Source organism: Flavobacterium soli DSM 19725 (assembly GCF_000422705.1).
GTDB lineage: Bacteria > Bacteroidota > Bacteroidia > Flavobacteriales > Flavobacteriaceae > Flavobacterium > Flavobacterium soli.
In genome coordinates this window covers 393,796-414,930 of sequence record NZ_AUGO01000001.1, presented here as the reverse complement: position 1 = coordinate 414,930, position 21,135 = coordinate 393,796, and the positions used below count along the sequence as shown (strand labels likewise).

The 21,135-nt window shown below is 35.9% G+C and carries 17 protein-coding genes; 12 read left to right on the top strand and 5 right to left on the bottom strand.

The window, feature by feature from the left end; translation table 11 throughout:
- The first annotated feature begins 348 nt into the window (after nucleotides 1-348).
- The 3 genes from ileS (at nucleotide 349) to G508_RS18405 (ending at nucleotide 4,920) form a co-directional block, all read left to right on the top strand.
- A complete protein-coding gene (gene ileS / locus G508_RS0101885) occupies nucleotides 349-3,750 on the top strand; it encodes an isoleucine--tRNA ligase (protein WP_026703733.1) in 3,402 nt (1,133 codons plus the stop codon).
- Nucleotides 3,751-3,757: 7 nt separating this feature from the next.
- A complete protein-coding gene (locus G508_RS0101880) occupies nucleotides 3,758-4,138 on the top strand; it encodes a TraR/DksA family transcriptional regulator (RefSeq protein WP_026703732.1) in 381 nt (126 codons plus the stop codon).
- Nucleotides 4,139-4,275: 137 nt separating this feature from the next.
- Nucleotides 4,276-4,920 (top strand): lipoprotein signal peptidase, encoded by a 645-nt coding sequence (locus tag G508_RS18405; RefSeq protein ID WP_051197384.1) that lies wholly within the window; start codon nucleotides 4,276-4,278, stop codon nucleotides 4,918-4,920.
- A 6-nt stretch (nucleotides 4,921-4,926) separates the two neighbouring features.
- Here the strand turns inward: G508_RS18405 and G508_RS19955 are convergent, their stop codons facing one another.
- Genes G508_RS19955 through G508_RS0101860 form a run of 3 tightly spaced genes read right to left on the bottom strand, consistent with a single transcriptional unit; the run spans nucleotide 4,927 to nucleotide 6,688 of the window.
- Nucleotides 4,927-5,115: a hypothetical protein gene (locus G508_RS19955; RefSeq protein ID WP_026703731.1), complete on the bottom strand. Its 189-nt coding sequence runs from the start codon at nucleotides 5,113-5,115 to the stop codon at nucleotides 4,927-4,929.
- A 30-nt stretch (nucleotides 5,116-5,145) separates the two neighbouring features.
- Complete coding sequence (locus G508_RS0101865; RefSeq protein ID WP_026703730.1) at nucleotides 5,146-5,712, bottom strand: 5-formyltetrahydrofolate cyclo-ligase; 567 nt, start codon at nucleotides 5,710-5,712, stop codon at nucleotides 5,146-5,148.
- Nucleotides 5,705-6,688, bottom strand: coding sequence for a succinylglutamate desuccinylase/aspartoacylase family protein (locus tag G508_RS0101860; protein ID WP_026703729.1), 984 nt, complete (start codon nucleotides 6,686-6,688; stop codon nucleotides 5,705-5,707). Before G508_RS0101860 ends, G508_RS0101865 begins: the two co-directional genes overlap by 8 nt.
- Nucleotides 6,689-6,779: 91 nt before the next feature.
- Between G508_RS0101860 and uvrC the strand changes: the two genes are divergently transcribed.
- Nucleotides 6,780-8,579, top strand: coding sequence for an excinuclease ABC subunit UvrC (gene uvrC / locus G508_RS0101855; protein ID WP_026703728.1), 1,800 nt, complete (start codon nucleotides 6,780-6,782; stop codon nucleotides 8,577-8,579).
- Nucleotides 8,580-8,588: 9 nt separating this feature from the next.
- Nucleotides 8,589-10,802 (top strand): patatin-like phospholipase family protein, encoded by a 2,214-nt coding sequence (locus G508_RS0101850; protein WP_026703727.1) that lies wholly within the window; start codon nucleotides 8,589-8,591, stop codon nucleotides 10,800-10,802.
- Nucleotides 10,803-10,807: 5 nt separating this feature from the next.
- Here the strand turns inward: G508_RS0101850 and G508_RS20195 are convergent, their stop codons facing one another.
- Nucleotides 10,808-10,963: a hypothetical protein gene (locus G508_RS20195; RefSeq protein WP_169628006.1), complete on the bottom strand. Its 156-nt coding sequence runs from the start codon at nucleotides 10,961-10,963 to the stop codon at nucleotides 10,808-10,810.
- Nucleotides 10,964-10,981: 18 nt separating this feature from the next.
- Nucleotides 10,982-12,652, bottom strand: coding sequence for a sodium-dependent transporter (locus G508_RS0101840; protein WP_026703726.1), 1,671 nt, complete (start codon nucleotides 12,650-12,652; stop codon nucleotides 10,982-10,984).
- Nucleotides 12,653-13,062: 410 nt separating this feature from the next.
- On the opposite strand from G508_RS0101840, the gene G508_RS0101835 reads away from it, so the two are divergent.
- The 7 genes from G508_RS0101835 to pgi all read left to right on the top strand — a co-directional run bounded on the left by G508_RS0101835 (nucleotide 13,063) and on the right by pgi (nucleotide 21,130).
- Nucleotides 13,063-14,220: a homogentisate 1,2-dioxygenase gene (locus G508_RS0101835; protein WP_026703725.1), complete on the top strand. Its 1,158-nt coding sequence runs from the start codon at nucleotides 13,063-13,065 to the stop codon at nucleotides 14,218-14,220.
- 270 nt (nucleotides 14,221-14,490) lie between these two features.
- Nucleotides 14,491-14,706, top strand: a complete 216-nt coding sequence (locus tag G508_RS20520) for a four helix bundle protein (RefSeq protein ID WP_342662947.1) — start codon at nucleotides 14,491-14,493, stop codon at nucleotides 14,704-14,706.
- Nucleotides 14,707-14,788: 82 nt separating this feature from the next.
- Nucleotides 14,789-15,952, top strand: a complete 1,164-nt coding sequence (gene hppD / locus G508_RS0101825; RefSeq protein ID WP_026703724.1) for a 4-hydroxyphenylpyruvate dioxygenase — start codon at nucleotides 14,789-14,791, stop codon at nucleotides 15,950-15,952.
- Between the two features lie 316 nt (nucleotides 15,953-16,268).
- Nucleotides 16,269-17,045, top strand: a complete 777-nt coding sequence (locus tag G508_RS0101820; protein ID WP_026703723.1) for a DUF3108 domain-containing protein — start codon at nucleotides 16,269-16,271, stop codon at nucleotides 17,043-17,045.
- A complete protein-coding gene (locus tag G508_RS0101815) occupies nucleotides 17,045-17,971 on the top strand; it encodes a tryptophan 2,3-dioxygenase family protein (RefSeq protein ID WP_026703722.1) in 927 nt (308 codons plus the stop codon). The genes G508_RS0101820 and G508_RS0101815 overlap by 1 nt, the downstream gene beginning before the upstream one ends.
- Nucleotides 17,972-18,001: 30 nt before the next feature.
- Nucleotides 18,002-19,240, top strand: coding sequence for a M23 family metallopeptidase (locus G508_RS0101810; protein ID WP_026703721.1), 1,239 nt, complete (start codon nucleotides 18,002-18,004; stop codon nucleotides 19,238-19,240).
- A gap of 249 nt (nucleotides 19,241-19,489) precedes the next feature.
- On the top strand, nucleotides 19,490-21,130 hold the full coding sequence (gene pgi, locus G508_RS0101805) for a glucose-6-phosphate isomerase (RefSeq protein WP_026703720.1): 1,641 nt from the start codon (nucleotides 19,490-19,492) through the stop codon (nucleotides 21,128-21,130).
- Nucleotides 21,131-21,135 lie beyond the last annotated feature (5 nt).

The following is a 21,135-nucleotide window of genomic DNA, read 5'->3' as shown; positions in this document are numbered from 1 at the left end:
AGGCAAATTCAGTTTGTCCATAGCCTTTTTGAAAATGCTGTCGGGCTTTCCGTTATCAAACGTAGTTCACTGAACTCCTCTGAAAATAAAAGTAATGTGAAGTAATCTTTTCTTTTTTTAAAGAAAAAAAAGAAAAGGATTTCCACTTCAATCCCTCACGCGAACGAACCAACGAAGAAAATTCAACTTAAATGAACTTGCTTGCCTTATATGGTAAAAAAACATTTTTGATGCTCTATTATTTAATATTTGGTAAAACCAATATTCAAAACCCAAAAACTCATAACTCATAACCCATAACTCCCAACTATTTATTACTTTCGCAAATTGATTTAAGAAAACGATAAAATGAGTACAAAATTTACTGAATATAAAGGACTTGACCTGCCAACTGTAGCGTCTGAAGTACTTGATTTCTGGAAAAAAGAAAACATCTTCGAGAAAAGCGTTACCACACGCGAAGGAAACCAACCCTACGTCTTTTTTGAAGGGCCGCCTTCAGCAAATGGCTTGCCTGGGATTCACCACGTGATGGCTCGTGCGATTAAGGATATTTTTTGTCGTTATAAAACCCAAAAAGGCTTTCAGGTAAAAAGAAAAGCAGGCTGGGACACTCACGGTTTGCCAGTAGAATTGGGAACCGAAAAAGAACTCGGCATCACAAAAGAAGATATCGGAAAAGCCATTTCCATCGAAGAATATAACGAAGCCTGTAAAAAAACAGTAATGCGTTACACCGACGTGTGGAACGACCTTACCGAAAAAATGGGGTATTGGGTAGATATGGAAGATCCTTATGTAACCTACAAGCCAAAATATATGGAGTCGGTTTGGTGGCTTTTGAAACAAATCTACGATAAAGGTTTGTTGTACAAAGGTTACACGATCCAGCCGTATTCTCCAAAAGCAGGAACTGGATTGTCTTCCCACGAAGTAAACCAGCCGGGAGCTTACAGAGATGTCACAGATACTACGATTGTGGCACAATTCAAGACATTGCCAGAAACATTGCCTTCGTTTTTACAAGGCTTTGGAGATGTACATTTCTTGGCTTGGACAACAACCCCTTGGACTTTGCCTTCTAACACCGCTTTGACAGTTGGCCCAAAAATCGATTATGTTTTAGTTCAAACTTTTAACCAATATACTTTTGAACCGATAAATGTTGTTTTGGCTAAAAATTTAATTGGAAAACAATTCGGAAAAGGATTTTTCGCAAGCGAAGACGATGCAGATTTTGACAAAGTGAAAAACGGAGATAAACAGCTTCCGTATAGAATTTTATCAGAAGCAAAAGGTGCCGATTTAGTCGGAATCAAATACGAACAATTATTACCTTACGCTTTACCTTACCAAAATCCAGAAAATGCTTTTAGGGTAATTTCGGGAGATTTTGTAACCACGGAAGACGGAACAGGAATCGTTCACACGGCTCCAACTTTTGGTGCTGATGATGCGAAAGTTGCCAAAGAAGCAACGCCAGAAGTGCCACCAATGTTGGTTTTAGACGAAAACGGAACTCCGGTTCCATTGGTAGATTTGCAAGGAAAATTCACTTCACACATGGGCGATTTCGCAGGAAAATATGTGAAGAACGAATATTATGATGCAGGAACAGCTCCAGAAAAATCAGTAGATGTTGAAATCGCTATCCGTTTAAAAGAAGAAAACAAAGCGTTTAAAGTCGAAAAATACGTTCACAGTTACCCACACAGCTGGAGAACAGATGAACCGCTTTTATATTATCCATTAGATTCTTGGTTCATCAAAGTGACGGATGTAAAAGACAGAATGTTCGATTTGAACGACACGATTAACTGGAAACCAAAATCTACAGGCGAAGGCCGTTTCGGAAATTGGTTGAAAAACGCCAACGACTGGAACCTTTCCCGTTCAAGGTATTGGGGAATTCCGTTACCAATATGGAGAACCGAAGACAAGAAAGAAGAAGTATTGATTGGTTCTGTCGAAGAATTATACAACGCCATAGAAAAATCAATCGAAGCGGGTTTCCAAAAAGAAAACCCTTTCAAAGGTTTCGAAATCGGAAATATGTCGGAAGAAAATTATGATTTGGTCGATTTGCATAAAAATGTAGTAGATGAAATCACATTGGTTTCGGCTTCCGGAAAACCAATGAAACGCGAAAGCGACCTGATTGACGTTTGGTTCGATTCTGGTGCAATGCCTTATGCTCAATGGCATTATCCTTTTGAAAATAAAGACAAGATTGACGAGAACAAAGATTTTCCAGCTGATTTTATCGCAGAAGGTGTAGATCAAACTCGAGGTTGGTTTTATACTTTGCATGCAATCGGAACATTGGTTTTTGATAAAATCGCTTATAAAAATGTAGTCTCAAACGGTTTGGTTTTAGACAAAAACGGACAAAAAATGTCCAAACGTCTAGGAAATGCAACCGATCCTTTCGAAACTATTAAAGAATACGGTCCGGATGCTACTCGTTGGTACATGATTTCGAATGCTAATCCTTGGGACAACTTGAAATTTGACATCGAAGGAGTTGCTGAGGTGCGTCGAAAATTCTTTGGAACATTATACAATACCTATTCGTTCTTTAGCTTATATGCCAATATCGACGGATTCAAATATGCAGAAGCAGAAGTTCCGTTAAACGAAAGACCAGAAATCGACCGTTGGATTTTATCCGAATTGCATACATTGATAAAAGTGGTGGATGATGCTTATGCAGAATACGAACCTACAAAAGCGGCTCGTGCCATTTCTGATTTTGTTCAGGAAAATTTGAGCAACTGGTATGTGCGTTTGTGCAGAAGACGTTTCTGGAAAGGCGAATATGCCCAAGATAAAATCGCGGCTTATCAGACCCTTTATACCTGTCTTTTGACCGTTGCAAAACTAGGTGCTCCAATCGCTCCGTTCTTTATGGACAAGCTTTACAGAGATTTAACACAGGCAACACAGTCGGAAAATTTTGACAGTGTACATTTGGCGGAATTTCCAAAACAAGTTGAAAACTTTGTTGATAAATCGTTAGAAAGCAAAATGCAGAAAGCACAAACCATTTCATCATTGGTTTTATCACTCCGAAAAAAGGAAATGATAAAGGTGCGTCAGCCGTTGCAAAAGGTAATGATTCCAGTACTTGACGCTAATTTCAAGGCCGAAATCGAAGCCATTTCCGACCTCATAAAAGCGGAGGTTAATGTGAAAGAAATAGAACTTTTAGACGATGCTTCGGGGATTTTAATCAAGCAAATAAAACCTAATTTTAAGACTCTTGGGCCACGTTTTGGTAAAGATATGGGTTTGATTTCCAAACAGATACAAAGTTTATCGCAGGAACAAATCAACCAATTGGATACCAGTGGTTTCACAATTATTGAATTATCAGGAAATAGCATAACTTTAACCAAAGAAGATGTAGAAATTACATCCCAAGATATTGAAGGCTGGTTGGTTGCAAATTCAGGAAACATCACGGTTGCTTTAGACATTACAATATCTGAAGAATTAAAAAATGAAGGGATAGCAAGAGAGCTTGTCAACAGAATTCAGAACATTAGAAAAGATTCTGGATTTGAGGTTACGGATAAAATTACCGTTCATTTGCAAAAAAGTGGCGTTTTGGAAGAAGCAATCACTAAAAATGAAGCTTATATCAAGTCAGAAACCTTAACAGAGGTGATGATTTTTGAAGACGAAATAATAAATGGAATAGAAATTGAGTTTGATGATATAAAAACAAAAATATTAATTATAAAATAACCCCCTTATGGTTGATGAAGTAGCAAGATACTCGGATGCTGATTTAGCAGAGTTCAAAGAGATTATTTTAAATAAAATACAGAAAGCACAATCTGATTTAGATTTGATCAAGAGTGCTTATATGAATGATTTGAATAATGGAACGGATGATACATCGCCAACATTCAAAGCATTTGAAGAAGGAAGTGAAACCATGTCGAAGGAAGCAAATTCTCAATTGGCCATCCGTCAAGAGAAGTTTATTCGCGATTTGAAAAATGCTCTTTTCAGAGTAGAAAATAAAACCTACGGTGTTTGTAAAGTAACAGGAAAATTAATCGGTAAAGAAAGATTGAAAATTGTTCCTCACGCTACAATGAGCATCGAAGCGAAAAACTTGCAACGATAATTCAAAAAAAAGACCATTATCAAATTCCAAATACCAATAATTACCTTGAGTAATCCATTGGAATTTGGAATTTCTTTTTTGGAATTTGGAATTTCTTTTTTGGAATTTCGTTACTTTTGCAATTCAAAAAAATAAAAATGTCATTAAGGAAAGCTTATTTGCTGGTTATCTTATTATTGGTAATCGATCAAATATCAAAAATATACATCAAGACCCATTTTGTTCTAGAAGAAAAAATAAAGGTATTTGGACAAAATTGGTTCCAAATATTCTTCATTGAAAATGACGGAATGGCCTGGGGGGTTGAAATCCCGGGCGATTACGGAAAGCTTTTCTTGACACTTTTTAGATTGGTTGCCGTTTGCGGTATTGGATATTGGCTAAACGAGTCGGTAAAAAACCGTAGCTCAAATTATTTAATTGTTGCGATAGCTTTGATTTTGACGGGAGCTTTTGGAAACATTATTGATTCTGTCTTCTACGGACTTATTTTTGACCACAGTCACGGTCAAGTTGCCACATTATTTTCAGAAGATCCCTATGGAACACTTTTTCACGGAAAAGTAGTCGATATGTTTTATTTTCCAATCATCGATAATTATCAATTACCAGATTGGATGCCAATTTGGGGTGGAAAGCATTTTACTTTCTTCAATGCTATCTTTAATGTAGCAGATATGGCGATTTCTACTGGTGTCGGAATCTTAATCTTTTTCAACAAAAGAGCTTTCGCACCGAATCATAACGAACAGGATACTTTTTTCAAGAATAATTTAGAGTAAATAGATTTATTTATTCTGTCCAGGTGCAAATTTTTTGGCACTTTTCGCTCCAGCTGCTTTTTTTGCTTGACCAGGCGGAACTCTTTTTGCCGATTTGTTAGGAATTCCTATTCCAACTCCTGCACTACAACTGGAAAAGGCGAAACTCATTAGTAAAGTAATAACGAGGACTTTTAATAATTGGGATACTTTCATAAAATTTTATTTTTTATAAAGATACGCCAATTAGTCGAAAAGATAGGTTTTAGAAGGGGTGATACAAATGTTCAGTCGTATATCGCTTTCAAAAATATCCGTAATTTCTTCTTCTGCTTCAAAGAAGGATAATCCTATTTTCAGGACATCCTCTTTGCATTCTGAAAGGAATTTGTCGTAAAAACCTTTGCCATAACCCACGCGATTTCCTAATTTATCAAAAGCCAAAAGCGGAACAAAAACCACCTCAATTTTACTTGAGGGAACTTCAATTCCATCAACAGGTTCGGGAATATTGTATTCGTTTTTCTTGATTTTAGTATTGTCGGTCAAAAGGAAATGGGTCATTTTTCTGATTTCGAAATCACTTTTGGAAACAATAATTTCTTTGTCTTTTCCTGCTAAAAGATGCAGGATAAATTCGGTATCGATTTCTTTTTGCTCGGTAATCGGAAGGAAAATATGGAAATAATTTTTTTCCCAAATCGGAAGGTGGATTAATCTATTGGCTACAGCCAAACTCTTCTCCTCAATTTCCTCATCAGAAAGCGATTTTCTTAATTCTTTATATTTGATTCGGAGTTCTTTTTTATTCATTTTCTGAAGTAATTATATTCGAGATATGATACAAAGCATCTCCTTGATATACAATCGGCGAATGATTTGCATTGATGATATAACCGTCATTTGGAGCTTTCACTTTTTGCTCGAATTTGCCAAAAGGATCTGTAATGACTCCCAAAACAAAGCCTTTCTTGACATAGCAACCAATTTTGTTATAATCCAAAAACAATCCTGATTTATTAGCCCGGACCCAGCTCGATTTTTCGATGTATATGGTGGGTGTCTCTTTTTGCAAAGCTTTCTGTTTTGGATTCAGCATTCCTAAATAATCCAAAACACGTTTGGCTCCATTCACGCCTTCTTGTGCAATATCGTTGTTGATGTCCAATGATTTCCCGCCTTCAAAAAGCAACATTTTTACATTGAGTTTCTCGCTCGAATTTCGAAACGAACCTGCAATGTTTTTGGAATATAAAGTGAAAGGAGCATCAAAAATATCGGCCAGTTTTTTCAATTCATCGTTATTGGGGACAATCCTGATTTGGGGAGCATTGAAACGGCTCGCTCCACCAGCGTGAAAATCGACACAATAATCTACAATTGGCATGATTTCTTTCAAAATATGATAGGCAAAACGTGAAGCTAGCGAACCGTTTTTGCTTCCTGGAAAAATGCGATTCAAATCCCTTCCGTCAGGAAATTCGCGTGATTTGTTTACAAAACCAAAAATATTAATCACAGGAATACAGATGATAGTTCCCGTTTTGGGCTTGTTGATTTTTTGAATTATAATTTGCCTCACAATCTCAACACCATTGATTTCATCTCCATGAATTCCAGCAGAAAAAAGCACAATCGGACCTTCAATTTTAGAACGTTCAATGATGATTGGGATTTTTAATTTGGTCGTGGTGTGGAGTTTGGCAATTTCCATATTGATGGTTTTGCTTTCTCCGGGAAGGATGGTTTCCCCTAAAATAGTGATTGGCGTCGGTTTGTGTTTCTTCATATAAATTTCAAAAACATAAAAGTAGTTAAATTCTCAATGTGGTTACAATTTACGAAGCATTTCGTCATCACATTTCATTAACTTTGCATTTATGACTTTACCTCCGATAGCTTTACAAATCCAAACCTTGCCCGACAGTCCGGGAGTTTATCAGTATTATGATAAGGAAGGGAAGATTTTATATGTTGGCAAAGCCAAAAATTTACGCAAAAGAGTTTCTTCCTATTTCAATAAGATTCACGACACGGCCAAGACTAACGTTTTGGTAAAGAAGATTGTAACTATAAAGCATATTGTGGTTCCAACGGAAAATGATGCTTTGTTACTGGAAAACAATCTCATCAAAAAACTCCAACCGCGATATAATGTAATGCTTCGGGACGATAAAAGTTATCCGTGGATTTGCATTAAAAAAGAACCGTTTTCGAGAATATTTTCTACCAGAAGAATGATAAAAGACGGTTCGGAATATTTTGGACCTTATACTAGTTTCAAGACCGTTCATACGATTTTGGATCTGATAAAAGAATTGTATCCGCTTCGAACCTGCAATTATGATTTGAATCAGAAAAACATCGAAAGCGGAAAATTCAAAGTGTGTTTGGAATTCCACATTGGAAACTGCAAAGGCCCATGTGAAGGTCATGAATCACTAGAAAATTATCAACAAGAAGTAGATGCCATTCGGGAAATCTTAAAAGGAAATTTCAAAGAAAGTTTGAAAGATTTTAAAAAGAAAATGACCATTTTGGCTCAAAATATGGAGTTTGAAGAAGCTCAAAAATTAAAGGAGAAGATTGAGGTTTTAGAGAATTATCAATCGCGATCGATGGTGGCGAATCCGAAAATTACAAATGTGGATGTCTTTTCGATTATTTCCGATGAAGCTGCAGCTTATGTGAATTTTCTTCAAATTTCTCACGGATCGATTATCCGTTCTCATACGATGGAACTCAAGAAAAAACTTGATGAAACTGATGAAGAACTTCTAGAATTGGCAATAATCGAGATGCGGGAACGTTTTCATTTATTATCAAAAGAAGTTATCGTTCCGTTTGAAGTGGATTTGGGTGAAAACATTAAAGTGACTGTTCCGCAATTGGGCGACAAGAAACAAATCTTGGAACTATCGATCCGAAATGCAAAGTTTTTCAGGATGGACCAGATGAAACAGATGCAAATAGTAGATCCAGATCGCCATACCAACAGGATTATGGCACAGATGAAAAAGGATTTGCGACTTCACGAAGAACCTCGCCACATCGAATGTTTTGACAACTCGAACATTCAAGGAACAAATCCCGTAGCGGCTTGCGTAGTTTTTAAAGACGGAAAACCAAGTAAGAAAGATTACCGTCATTTTAATATCAAAACCGTTGAAGGACCGAATGATTTTGCTTCGATGGAAGAAGTAGTGCATAGAAGATACAAACGTCTTTTGGATGAAAATCAGCCATTGCCTCAACTCATCATTATCGACGGAGGAAAAGGACAGCTTTCATCGGCTTTGAAAAGTATAGATGATTTGAATTTGAGAGGTAAAATTGCCATTATCGGAATTGCAAAACGTCTCGAAGAATTGTTCTATCCAGGCGATTCCGTTCCTTTATATTTGGACAAAAAGTCCGAAACATTGAAGGTTATCCAACAATTGAGAAACGAAGCCCATAGATTTGGCATCACGTTTCATCGTGACAAACGTAGCAAAGCGGCTTTGAACTCGTCTATCGAAAGTATCCCTGGAATTGGAGAGAAAACAATGCAAACGTTAATTAAACATTTCAAGTCTGTTAAAAGATTGAAATTGGCTACTGAAAAAGAAATATCTGAAGTAGTAGGACTTTCAAAAGCCAAAAAAATTTCAGACTTTTACCAAACCACTAATAATTAAGTCTATACGATGAAAAAAAGCATACTTTTTATTTTCCTTTTTTGCAGTTGCTTGACAGCATTTGCGCAAAAAAAGGAGAATGATAAAAAGCCAAAAGTAGGATTGGTTTTGAGTGGTGGTGGGGCAAAAGGTCTCGCTCATATTGGTGTTTTGAAAGTAATTGAAGAAGCTGGAGTAGAAATTAGCTACATTGGCGGAACGAGTATGGGAGCCATTATTGGTGGCTTGTATGCATCAGGTTACACGGCTCATCAAATTGATTCTATCTTTGAAATTACAGATTTTGATGCCGTTGTTAGGGATTATATTCCAAGATCTTCCAAGAATTTTTATGAGAAAAAAAACGATGAAACATACGCGATTTCGCTTCCATTTGAGAATTTCAAAATAGGTGTTCCAAATGCTTATTCGAAAGGGCAAAACATCTATAATCTTTTAAATCAACTCACTCATAATGTGCGACACGTTAGGGATTTCAAAAATCTTCCAATTCCTTTTTTGTGTATCGCAACGGATATTGAGAATGGTCAGCAGGTAATTTTAGGCAAAGGTTATCTTCCCCAAGCTATGTTGGCTAGTGCTACATTTCCATCGTTGTTTTCTCCTGTTTTGATTGATGATAAAATGTTGATTGATGGAGGTGTGGCTAATAATTATCCAATTGAGGAGGTGCGAAAATTAGGGGCTGATATTATCATTGGTGTGGATGTTCAAGATGATTTAAAGGACAGAAAGTCGCTCAATAATGCTACACGAATATTGATTCAAATATCTAATCTTCAAATGATTGATAAAATGAATAAGAAAAAACAGCAGACGGATATTTACATAAAACCCGACATAAAAAACTTTACTGTAATTTCTTTTGATGAAGGAAAGGATATTATTCAACGAGGAGAAGAAGCGAGTTTTTCGGTCTATGAAAAAATTAAAGAACTTGGAACGGATTATAAAAGGGATAATAAGGAAATCCAAAAATGCGTTATTGATACCTTGACAATTGGTGATATTAAGGTCAACAAACTCGAAAATTATACTCGTGCTTATGTACTAGGAAAACTTGGATTTAAAGCAAATAGTAAGATTACCTATAAGGATTTGAAAATAGGAATTGATAATTTGAATGCCACCCAAAACTTTAGTTCGATGGGCTATTCTTTTGAGGAAAAAGACGGCAAAGATGTTTTTGATTTAAAATTGGTGGAAAATTCAACCAAGACTTTTTTGCGATTCGGACTTCATTATGATGATTTATACAAAAGTGCTGTATTGGTAAATTTTACTAAAAAGAAGTTGCTTTTTAAGAATGATGTCGCAGCTTTGGATGTGATTTTAGGAGATAACTTCCGCTACAATTTTGATTATTATATCGACAATGGTTTTTATTGGAGTTTCGGATTTAGATCGAGATACAACTCTTTTAATCGAAATGTGTTTAATGATGAAAGTGTTGAAAATGTTTTTGGAGATTCTGATTTGAGTTCTTTGAATGTTGATTTTGAAGATTTCACAAATCAGGTTTATTTCCAAACAATATTCAAGCAAAAATTCATCGTTGGTGTGGGAGTAGAATTAAAAAACATCAAAATCAAATCTCAAACACTTGAAGAAGCCTCGAAAGATTTGGAGAATAACCGCTATTTCAATGCTCTAGGTTATATAAAATATGATTCACTTGATGATTTTTATTTTCCTTCAGATGGATGGTATTTTTCGGGAGACATTCAAAGTTTTATTTATTCTTCGAATTTGGAGCAGGATTTCAGTCGGTTTTCGTATGTGAAAGGGGATTTTGGATTTGCTCGAACTCTTGTAAACAAGTTAACATTTGTGCTTCGTGCGGAAGGTGGTTTTGTTATTGGCGAAGAAACTAATCCTTTCTTGGATTTTGTTTTAGGAGGATATGGTTTCAATAAAATCAATAATTTCAAGCATTTTTATGGGTATGAACCGCTGAGTATCGTAGGTGATAGTTTTCTAAAAAGCACTTTTACGCTTGATTATGAACTCTTCAAGAAAAACCATTTGAACTTTTCGGCAAACTATGCCAATGTTGGCAACAATTTATTTGATTCAGATGATTGGTATCAAAGTCCTCGATATTCAGGTTATGCTTTAGGCTATGGTTTGGAGACGATAATTGGACCAATTGAAGTTAAACATAGTTGGTCGCCTGAAACTAAGGATCATCACACTTGGTTTACGGTTGGGTTTTGGTTTTAGGTTGTTTACTGGCGTTGATCTAAATCTTCGTCATCATTTTCTGAAAATGAATCTGGTTCTGATTTTGGTTTAATAGTTAACACTTTATAGAAAAAATAGGCTGTAAAGCAAATTACAATCCCTTGTGTCAATACCATTGTGATTAAAGCTTCTGTATTCATATTTGTGGGTTTTTAAAATTATAGAGTAGCTCTTCCTTCACGTCTTCTTTTCTGGAATGCAATATAAACCAGTGAACTAATAAAAATGAACAAACCAATAAGCAAGAAACGAGCGATATTAATATAGAAAATATTTTCTTCTAATTGGCTAATAACTGCAGGATCGGTGGCCAATGCAATTTTTTCTCGAATACCAGCATGGGTAATGGTTTTGATGATGGAGCCATTATCTAATTTCCATCCGTTTCCAGAAAATAAGCTTGAAATATTACCTGACCAATCGTTGTTTAAAGGTTTGAACAGAGAGCCTAAAAATATGATGATAAGCATTATAGGAGTTACAAACTTGATGATGAATTTATAAATTGATGGAACTTTTATATCGGCACCACTTGTGATTTCTGCCCAACCTTTTTTCATTCCAAAAATCCATGAAAACAAAATGGTTTCGAGCATTGCAAAAACAACCAAACTCACGGTTCCTGCCCAATAATCATATTCATCAAAAACGCCTTGTTTAAAGAATAGAACGGTTGGTAATCCCATCACTAAAATTAGCAATCCAAAAGACCAAGCACCTTTATTTCTACCCCAGTTGAATTCGTCCCGCATGAATCCCATCCAAGGAGTCCCCATGGCGAGAGAAGATGTTATTCCAGCAAAAAACAGCAAGCCAAACCAAAATAATCCAGCCAATGCTGCTAGAAGAGGTCCCCATTGTTGAAACAAATAAGGCATTGTTTGAAAAGCCATTCCAAATCCAGCATTTTCTATCACCCAGTCAAGTCCTAAATATCCGGCTGCAATTGGAATTACGATTAAGCTTCCTAAAACAACCTCTACAAATTCGTTCATGAATCCAGCCGAAACCGCATTCAAGGCGATATCATCTTTTGGCTTCATATAAGCGGCATAGCAATGGATGGTTCCCATACCAACTGAAAGGGTGAAAAATATTTGACCTGCAGCCGCCATCCAAACTTTTAAATCTAGTAAGGAACTATATTGAGGTGTCCATAAAAAGTTCAAACCATCCCAAGCATTGGCATCTGGAAATAAGTCCGAAGCACCACTTGTTCCAAGTGTTAATCCTCTAATGGCCAAAATCATTCCGAAAAGAATTAAAAGGGGCATCCCAATTTTGGCGACCTTTTCTATCCCACCTAATCCTTTCGATAAGATGTAGGTATTTAATAATAAGCATAAAATATAAAAAATGACGGCTTCAAAAGGTATTCCAGTAGTAGATTGGGCAATATCAACATAGGAATCAAAAAATCCTGCAACGCCACTCTGACTCATGCCTTCAAATGTTCCTGCTAATGAATGGTAAACATAAGACATCGTCCAAGATTCTATATAACAGTAATATGCGGCAACAGCAACATTGGTAAATATTCCAAAAACTCCAATATATTTTAGGATTCTGCCTTTTACCATCGAATCTAATATATAAGGCGTACTGTGGTTTCCAAATTTACCTCCAAAACGTCCAGAAGCCCATTCGATATACAATAAAGGAATACCCATCAATAAAAAACAAACTAAATAGGGAATGATGAAAGCTCCACCGCCATTCTGAACCGCTTGAACGGGAAATCGAAGGAAATTACCTAATCCTACTGCATTTCCAGCCATTGCAAGTATTAACCCAACTCTTGATCCCCACGATTCTGATTTTACTGACATATAAATAGTATGTAATTATTCAAAACCAAAGATAAAAAAACAAACGTAAAAAGAAATTAAATTGTCCAAAAGCTTTAATTTTATTCTGTTATGAAGGTTTTTTAACAGATAAGCAATAGAAAATGAAAAGCATTTGAAGCGAACTTCAGAATGATGACATTTTTTAATCGATTATAGAAAATTACTTTCAATAAATATTTCGCAATAATCACTATCAAAAAATTAATTTTTCCGATATTTGTGTTATGAAAACGACTTGGATAGGTTTATTGTCACATTTAAAATTCCTCATAAAGAGAAATCCAGAATGACTTCAATTAGATAATTAGTCAATTAGAAAATGAACTAATTATCTAACTACAATACCCATTTTCTAATTATCTAATTGTTTAATTATCTAATTAAAAAAAATGCCAATATATCATAAACTGGGTAATTTCCCCCAAAAAAGACATACACAGTTCGAAAAGCCAGAAGGTGGATTATACTACGAACAGCTTTTTGGAACAGAAGGATTCCACGGACATTCTTCCTTATTATATCATGTTCACAGGCCAACACAAGTAAAGGAAATTCTAGCATCTCACAATGTTGAACCAAAAATTACCATCGGAAAAAATATAAAATCGCTATTGCTAAAAGGGTTTGAATTAAAACCTGCGGATGATTTTCTAGATAGTCGAAAAGCAATGTTGGTCAACAGAGATTGTACCATCGGTTTGGCAGCTCCAAGAAAATCCCTACGCGATTATTTCTACAAGAATGCCGATGCCGATGAAATGATTTTTATTCACAAGGGAACAGGAACACTTCGTACAATGATGGGAAATATTCCATTTGAATACGGAGATTATCTTATTATTCCACGAGGGATCATCTATCAGATTGAATTTGATACGGAAGAAAATCGCTTATTCTATGTTGAATCTTTCGCCCCATTTTACACCCCAAAACGTTATAAAAACGAATCTGGTCAGCATTTAGAGCATTCACCTTTCTGCGAAAGAGATTTCAAATTGCCAACCGATTTAGAAACACACGACGAAAAAGGAGACTTCCTTATCAAGATTAAAAAAGAAGGAATGCTTCACGAAGTAGTGTATGCCACACATCCGTTTGATGTTATTGGTTGGGACGGTTACAATTTCCCGTACGCTTTCAGCATTCATAATTTCGAACCAATCACTGGACGTGTGCATTTACCACCTCCAATCCATCAAACTTTTGAGACGTCAACTTTCGTTGTTTGTTCGTTCTGTCCAAGGCTTTACGACTATCATCCAAAATCAATTCCGGCTCCATACAATCACAGTAACATTGATAGTGATGAGGTTTTATATTATGTTGACGGCGATTTCATGTCAAGAAACAATATAGAGCAAGGACATATTACATTGCATCCAAAAGGAATTCCACACGGACCAGCACCTGGGGCAATGGAAAGAAGTATTGGACATACCGAAACACAAGAGTTGGCGGTTATGGTTGATACGTTCCGTCCTTTGATGGTAACCGAGGAAGCTATGGGATTAGATGACGGACAGTACTATAAATCTTGGGTGGAATAATTAATTAGAAAATTAGTTAATTAGATAATTTCTCTCGAAGCCGAAATCAATTAGTCAATTTGAATAATCAGATAATTCATCTGAAACTAAATAGAAATATATAATCCTATTAAATTATCTAATTAAAAATGACTTTCAACGAACGATACAAAAACAATGTTCTTCTATTGAAAACTTTCGAAATTTCATTGAAGATCATGGATTACACGGAAATATTACAGGAAAATAGAAAATACGTTTTAGCAAATCAAATTTTAATCAGGAACATCAATTGGGGCCAATTCAAAAGAAGCTCAGAATGCTGAAAGCAAAGCTGATTTTATACATAAGTTAAAAATTGCAATCAAAGAAGCCGATGAAGCGGAATATTGGTTGTTTCTATGTGAGGCACATAAATCGTATCCTGATTGTAAAGAATTATTAAATGATTTGGAGGAAATATTAAAAAGATTAAATAAAATTATAGCAACAACTAAAGGCAACTAGATAATTAGAAAATGAGGTGATTTTTCTATTCTCATTTCAAAAATTATCTCATTATCTAATTGCCAAATTATCTAATTATATTATGTCAAAAGAAATAAAATCAGTAGAATACGGATTAGAAAAAATATTTGAAGGAGCTCAAGATTTCTTGCCTCTTTTAGGTACAGATTATGTAGAATTTTATGTGGGTAATGCAAAACAAGCAGCTCATTTCTACAAAACGGCTTTTGGATTTCAATCATTGGCTTATGCGGGATTAGAAACGGGAGTAAAGGACAAAGCATCATATGTTTTAAAACAAGATAAAATCCGTTTGGTTTTAACAACAGCTTTGAATAGCAATTCTCCTATTGGAGAACATGTGAAAAAGCATGGTGATGGTGTTAAAGTTATTGCACTTTGGGTAGAAGATGCTCGTTCTGCTTATGAAGAAACCACAAAACGTGGAGCAAAATCCTATTTTGAACCAGTTGTTGAAAAAGATGATAATGGCGAAGTAGTTCGTGCTGGTATATATGGTGCATATGGGGAAACCGTTTTTGTCTTTGTAGAACGTAAAAATTATAACGGAATCTTTTTACCAGGATACGTTGAATGGAAATCTGATTATAATCCTAAACCTGTTGGATTAAAATTTATAGACCATATGGTTGGAAATACAGGATGGAATAGAATGGATGAAGCAGTAAAATGGTTTGAAGACGTGATGGGATTTGTGAATTTCCTTTCTTTTGACGACAAGCAAATTACTACCGAATATTCAGCTTTGATGTCTAAAGTAATGAGTAACGGGAATGGTAGAATAAAATTCCCAATCAATGAACCAGCTAACGGAAAAAAACGTTCTCAAATAGAAGAATATCTAGACTTCTATGAAGGTGAAGGAGTGCAGCATATTGCAGTCGCTACAGACGATATTATTACAACTGTTGCTGACATGCGTTCACGTGGAATAGAATTCTTGAGCACTCCACCTCAAGCCTATTATGATGCCATCCCAGAAAGATTAAGAGACCACATGGATAAGTTTAAAGAAGATATCAATGAACTTCAAAAACTTGGAATCATGATTGATGCAGATGAAGAGGGTTATTTATTGCAAATTTTCACCAAACCAGTAGAAGATCGTCCGACATTGTTTTTTGAAGTAATTCAAAGGATGGGAGCTCGCGGTTTTGGTGCAGGAAACTTTAAAGCACTTTTTGAATCTATCGAAAGAGAACAGGAAAAAAGAGGAACTTTGTAAAACAAGCAAAAACTAACATAAAATATTTATTATTTTTTAGCAAATCCATAAAATACAACGTTGTAGTAACCCTTGCATTGTCAAATTAATGTTAAATATCTTTTATTTCTTGGAATATCGCAATAAAACACATTATCTTTGCATCGCAAAAAGAGAAGGAGTGGTTTCCTTCGAATTTTATATAGATTTTCATAATTTATAGTTTTTTGGTTGGTTAATAGCATAAAAACTCAGTCATATTTTTGACTGGGTTTTTTTGTTTTGGTACATTTGGAACAAAAATTGTATATTGTATCTAAAAAAAAATGCTACCCCAATGAAAAAGATCTTAATATTTGCAGTTTTTATTACACTCGTAAGTTTCAAACCCCAAAAAGAACGTGCCTTTGATGTAGGAGAATGGTTCAAGTTCAGAATGCATTATGGAATCGTGAATGCTGGTTATGCAACCTTAGAAGTAAAAGAAGGAGTCAAAAACAATAAGAAAGTGTTCCATGCTGTTGGTAAAGGATGGACAACTGGAATGACAAAATTCTTCTTTAAGGTAGATGATACCTATGAAAGTTATTTCGATAAGGAAACAGGAAACCCATATCAATATGTGCGAAAAATTGATGAAGGAGGTTATACCAAAAATCAGCAAGGTTTTTTTGATCATACAAAACACACAGTGCTTGTAAAAGATTATAAGAACAAAAAAGAAAAGACAATCGTCATTCCTGCCAATACTCAGGATATTTTGTCAACATTTTATTATTTGAGAAACCATCCAACAATTGATGAACTAAAAGTTGGTGAATCAATATCAATTGATATGTTTTTTGATGATGAGACGACGAAATTTAAGTTAAAATATATTGGTAAAGAAGATATAAAAACTAAATTTGGCACGATTCCTTGTATGGTTTTCAGACCTTATGTTCAAGCAGGACGTGTTTTTAAAGAACAAGAAAGCTTAACGGTTTGGATTTCAGACGATGACAATAAAATGCCTATTAGAATCAAGGCCAGTTTGGCAGTAGGTTCTTTAAAAGCAGATTTGGATGGATTCAAGGGACTCAAATATCCATTTACAGTAAAAGTTAAACCATAATGACACACAGAGAAGATTTATTAGAGCAATTAGATACTAAATTCAAAGAAATCGGACAAAAAACCGATACCCATTTAGAAGGGTTACTTTGGTCAAAACCCATAACCTATTGGGACTATATTCAAACTGATGCTTTGCTAAATCTTCAAACCCAAAGGACAACATTGCCTGATGAAATGGTTTTTATCATGTATCATCAGGTAAACGAATTGTTGTTCAAGATGATCCTTTGGGAAATCGAACAACTTTCACACACAGAAAAACCAGAGACAGCTTTCTTTACTGAAAAGCTAATGCGAATTAGTCGCTATTTTAATATGTTGACTACTTCTTTCGACATTATGGGTGACGGAATGGAAGTCGAACAATACATGAAATTCCGCAATACTTTGACACCAGCAAGTGGTTTTCAAAGTGCCCAATACCGTTTGATAGAATTCGCTTCTACTGATTTGATTAATCTGATCGATTACCGTTTTAGAGCTTCAATAGACAGGAATACACCTTATGAACATGCCATGGAACATTTATATTGGCAAGCTGCAGGTAAAGATTATCACACCGGAGAAAAGTCATATCTTTTAGCAGAATTCGAAAGAAAATACAAAAAAGAATTTTTAGCCTATATGGAAGAATACAACACCATAAACATCTGGCAAAAATTCAAACAGCTTCCTCAAGAGGCTCAGCAAAACCCTGATTTGATAAATGCCATGCGTCATTATGACCATACGGTAAACATCACATGGGTCATGCAACACCTCAATACTGCCAAGAAATATATCGACGGAAGTGGAAAAGGAGCTGGAGAAGCAACAGGAGGAAGTGATTGGAAAAAATACATGCACCCAAAATACCAACGAAGAATATTTTTCCCAGAATTATGGTCGGATGAAGAACTCAAAAACTGGGGAGAAGAAAAATAGTTTATAGTTTAACTGCATAAAAACAAAGATTTGAAAAGATTACTCCTGACACTAGTACTGCTAATCTCTCTTGTTTCCTGTAAAAAAGAAGCTGAAGAAAAAACAAAACCTGTTGAAGTAAAGAAACCTGAACCTGTAATAATAGAATTCGGTTTCAAGCTCAACGACTATGATGTTGTTCAGGACACTATTGTTAGTGGAGATACTTTTGGTAGTATTTTGGAAAAGCAAAATCTGGGTGATAAAAAAGTACACGAAATTGCAGATAGGGTAAGAGATTCTTTCAATCTACGAAACATCAGAATCGGGAAACCTTACACAATGCTTCGAACAAAAGATGCTTCAAAAAAGCTTCAGGTTTTTATTTATCAAGCTGATATCGCCAATTATTATGTAGTGGATTTTAGAGATTCAGTTCATGCTTATAAAAAGCAAAAACCTATTACCTTAAAGAGAAGAACAATTGCCACAGAAATCAGCGGTTCTTTATCCGAAACGCTTAGCAAAGCTGGAGTCAATGCCTCGATGGCCCAAAATCTAGCCGACATCTATGCCTATTCTGTCGATTTCTTCAAGATTCAAAAAGGCGATAAATTTGCCGTAACCTTCACAGAAAAATACATCAACGACACCATTTTTGCAGGAGTAGAAAGCCTCGAAGCCTCATTCTTTGAATATAAAGGGAAAAAAATCTATGCATTTCCTTTCAAGCAAGATACCACTTCACGAAAAGTCGATTATTATGACGAAGAAGGGAAAGTGTTGAAAAACATGTTCCTCAAAGCTCCGCTAAAATTTGGTTACAGGATTTCTTCTAAATTTTCGACCCGTAGATTTCACCCTGTCCAGCAACGTTTCAAGGCACATAACGGAACCGATTATGCCGCCGCTCACGGTACGCCAATCGTGACCACAGCTTCTGGAGTTGTAGAAAGAACAGGCTACACCGCCGGAAACGGAAACTACGTAAAAGTAAAACACAACAGCACCTATTCCACACAATACCTGCACATGTCGAAAATTTTGGTACGTCGCGGTCAACGCGTTTCACAAGGCGATGTCATCGGGAAAGTAGGAAGTACAGGATTAGCAACAGGTCCTCACGTGTGCTACCGCTTCTGGAAAAATGGCGTTCAAGTAGATGCACTTCGACAAAAACTACCGAATTCGGAACCTATGAATGCCAAATTCAAACCGCGATTCATGGCCGAAATGGCACCTCTAAAAAAAGAATTGGATAGCATTGCTGCAATAAAATTCAAGAAATAATTTCCCTGACGATTTTTTTTCAGGAGCTAATCCAGCTTTCCATTCCAAGCTCCTGCCTGAAAAGCTTTTTTTTCAAGTCACAAAAGGAGCTTCCGTTGGTCGCTCTTTTCTGCCAGAAAAAAATAGCTTTTCAGGCAGGAGGCTTTCCATTTCAATCTGGGCTAAAACACCTTAACGTTTACTTTACAAACTAATGTTGTAAATTTGCATTTTTTAAATCAAGACACAAATCCCCAATACCACATTATAATGGCATTACACAATACAAATCCCACAGCAACAACAGCTTGGAACAAATTGCAAAAACATTTTACCGAAATGCAAAGCGCATCCATGAAACAAATGTTTCAGGAAGATGCAACCCGAACCGAAAAATTTCACCTTCAATGGAATGATTTTTTGGTAGATTATTCAAAAAATATCATCAATCAGGAAACCGTCGATCTTTTGCTACAATTGGCCGAAGAAGTAAACCTTCAGGAAGCCATTGCCAAATATTTTGACGGCGACTTGATCAACAAGACCGAAAACAGAGCCGTTTTACACACTGCCTTGAGAGCTCCAGCAACTGCAGAAGTAAAGGTTGATGGCGAAAACGTAATCCCAGAAATCTACGAAGTAAAAAATAAAATCAAAACCTTTACAAATGAAATAGTTAATGGCGACCGAAAAGGTTTCACAGGAAAGACATTTACAGATGTTGTAAACATTGGAATTGGCGGATCTGATTTAGGTCCTGCAATGGTGGTGGAAGCGTTGCAATTTTATAAGAATCATTTGAACGTTCATTTTGTTTCCAATGTTGATGGTGATCACGTGAACGAAATCATCAAGAAATTAAATCCCGAAACAACACTTTTCGTAATTGTTTCTAAAACATTTACCACTCAGGAAACCCTTACCAATTCTGAAACTATCCGAAAATGGTTCTTGAAATCTGCTAAGCAGGAAGATGTTGCCAAGCATTTTGTGGCGGTTTCTACCAATATTAAAAACGTAACCGAATTCGGTATCAATCCGGAAAACGTTTTCCCAATGTGGGACTGGGTTGGAGGACGTTTTTCGCTGTGGAGTGCAGTTGGGTTATCAATAAGTCTAGCCGTTGGTTATGACAATTTTGATAAATTATTGAAAGGAGCCAACGAAATGGACGAACATTTCAAGACCACTTCTTTTGATAAAAATATTCCAGTCGTTCTAGCTTTGCTAAGCATCTGGTACAATAATTTCTTTGGTGCCGAAAGCGAAGCCTTGATTCCCTATACCCAATATTTACAAAAACTTGCTCCTTATTTGCAACAAGGCATCATGGAAAGCAACGGAAAAAGTGTTGACCGTGACGGAAACCCAGTTAACTATCAAACGGGAACTATCATTTGGGGAGAGCCGGGAACAAACTCGCAACACGCCTTCTTTCAATTGATTCACCAGGGAACAAAACTGATCCCGACTGATTTCATCGGATTTGTAAAACCTTTGTATGGCGATGACAACCACCACGATAAATTGATGTCAAATTTTTTCGCTCAAACCGAAGCACTTTTAAACGGAAAAACCGAAAGCCAAGTGAATGCCGAATTCACGAAATTGAATTTTTCTACCGGTCAAGCCGAATTTTTACTACCGTTTAAAGTGTTCACAGGAAATAAACCAACGAATACTTTATTGATTCAAAAGCTAACGCCAGAAACCTTAGGTTCGCTCGTTGCTTTATATGAACACAAAATTTTCGTTCAGGGTGTAATTTGGAACATCTTTAGTTATGATCAATGGGGTGTGGAGCTAGGCAAGCAATTGGCTAATTCTATTCTTTCGGAAATCAATTCAGGAAATATCAACGAACACGACAGTTCTACTACATTTTTGCTACAGCATTTCTTGAAAAAATAGTCTTT

What these genes read in the sequence shown, in the direction of transcription:
- G508_RS0101840 (WP_026703726.1), bottom strand. Translation starts at nt 12,652, where the DNA reads ATGTCAGTAAAATCAGAATCGTGGGGATCAAGAGTTGGGTTAATACTT.
- G508_RS0101860 (WP_026703729.1), bottom strand. Translation starts at nt 6,688, where the DNA reads ATGAAGAAACACAAACCGACGCCAATCACTATTTTAGGGGAAACCATC.
- G508_RS18405 (WP_051197384.1), top strand. Translation starts at nt 4,276, where the DNA reads ATGTCATTAAGGAAAGCTTATTTGCTGGTTATCTTATTATTGGTAATC.
- G508_RS0101865 (WP_026703730.1), bottom strand. Translation starts at nt 5,712, where the DNA reads ATGAATAAAAAAGAACTCCGAATCAAATATAAAGAATTAAGAAAATCG.
- ileS (WP_026703733.1), top strand. Translation starts at nt 349, where the DNA reads ATGAGTACAAAATTTACTGAATATAAAGGACTTGACCTGCCAACTGTA.
- G508_RS0101880 (WP_026703732.1), top strand. Translation starts at nt 3,758, where the DNA reads ATGGTTGATGAAGTAGCAAGATACTCGGATGCTGATTTAGCAGAGTTC.
- pgi (WP_026703720.1), top strand. Translation starts at nt 19,490, where the DNA reads ATGGCATTACACAATACAAATCCCACAGCAACAACAGCTTGGAACAAA.
- G508_RS0101850 (WP_026703727.1), top strand. Translation starts at nt 8,589, where the DNA reads ATGAAAAAAAGCATACTTTTTATTTTCCTTTTTTGCAGTTGCTTGACA.
- G508_RS0101815 (WP_026703722.1), top strand. Translation starts at nt 17,045, where the DNA reads ATGACACACAGAGAAGATTTATTAGAGCAATTAGATACTAAATTCAAA.
- G508_RS20195 (WP_169628006.1), bottom strand. Translation starts at nt 10,963, where the DNA reads ATGAATACAGAAGCTTTAATCACAATGGTATTGACACAAGGGATTGTA.
- hppD (WP_026703724.1), top strand. Translation starts at nt 14,789, where the DNA reads ATGTCAAAAGAAATAAAATCAGTAGAATACGGATTAGAAAAAATATTT.
- G508_RS0101820 (WP_026703723.1), top strand. Translation starts at nt 16,269, where the DNA reads ATGAAAAAGATCTTAATATTTGCAGTTTTTATTACACTCGTAAGTTTC.
- G508_RS0101835 (WP_026703725.1), top strand. Translation starts at nt 13,063, where the DNA reads ATGCCAATATATCATAAACTGGGTAATTTCCCCCAAAAAAGACATACA.
- uvrC (WP_026703728.1), top strand. Translation starts at nt 6,780, where the DNA reads ATGACTTTACCTCCGATAGCTTTACAAATCCAAACCTTGCCCGACAGT.
- G508_RS19955 (WP_026703731.1), bottom strand. Translation starts at nt 5,115, where the DNA reads ATGAAAGTATCCCAATTATTAAAAGTCCTCGTTATTACTTTACTAATG.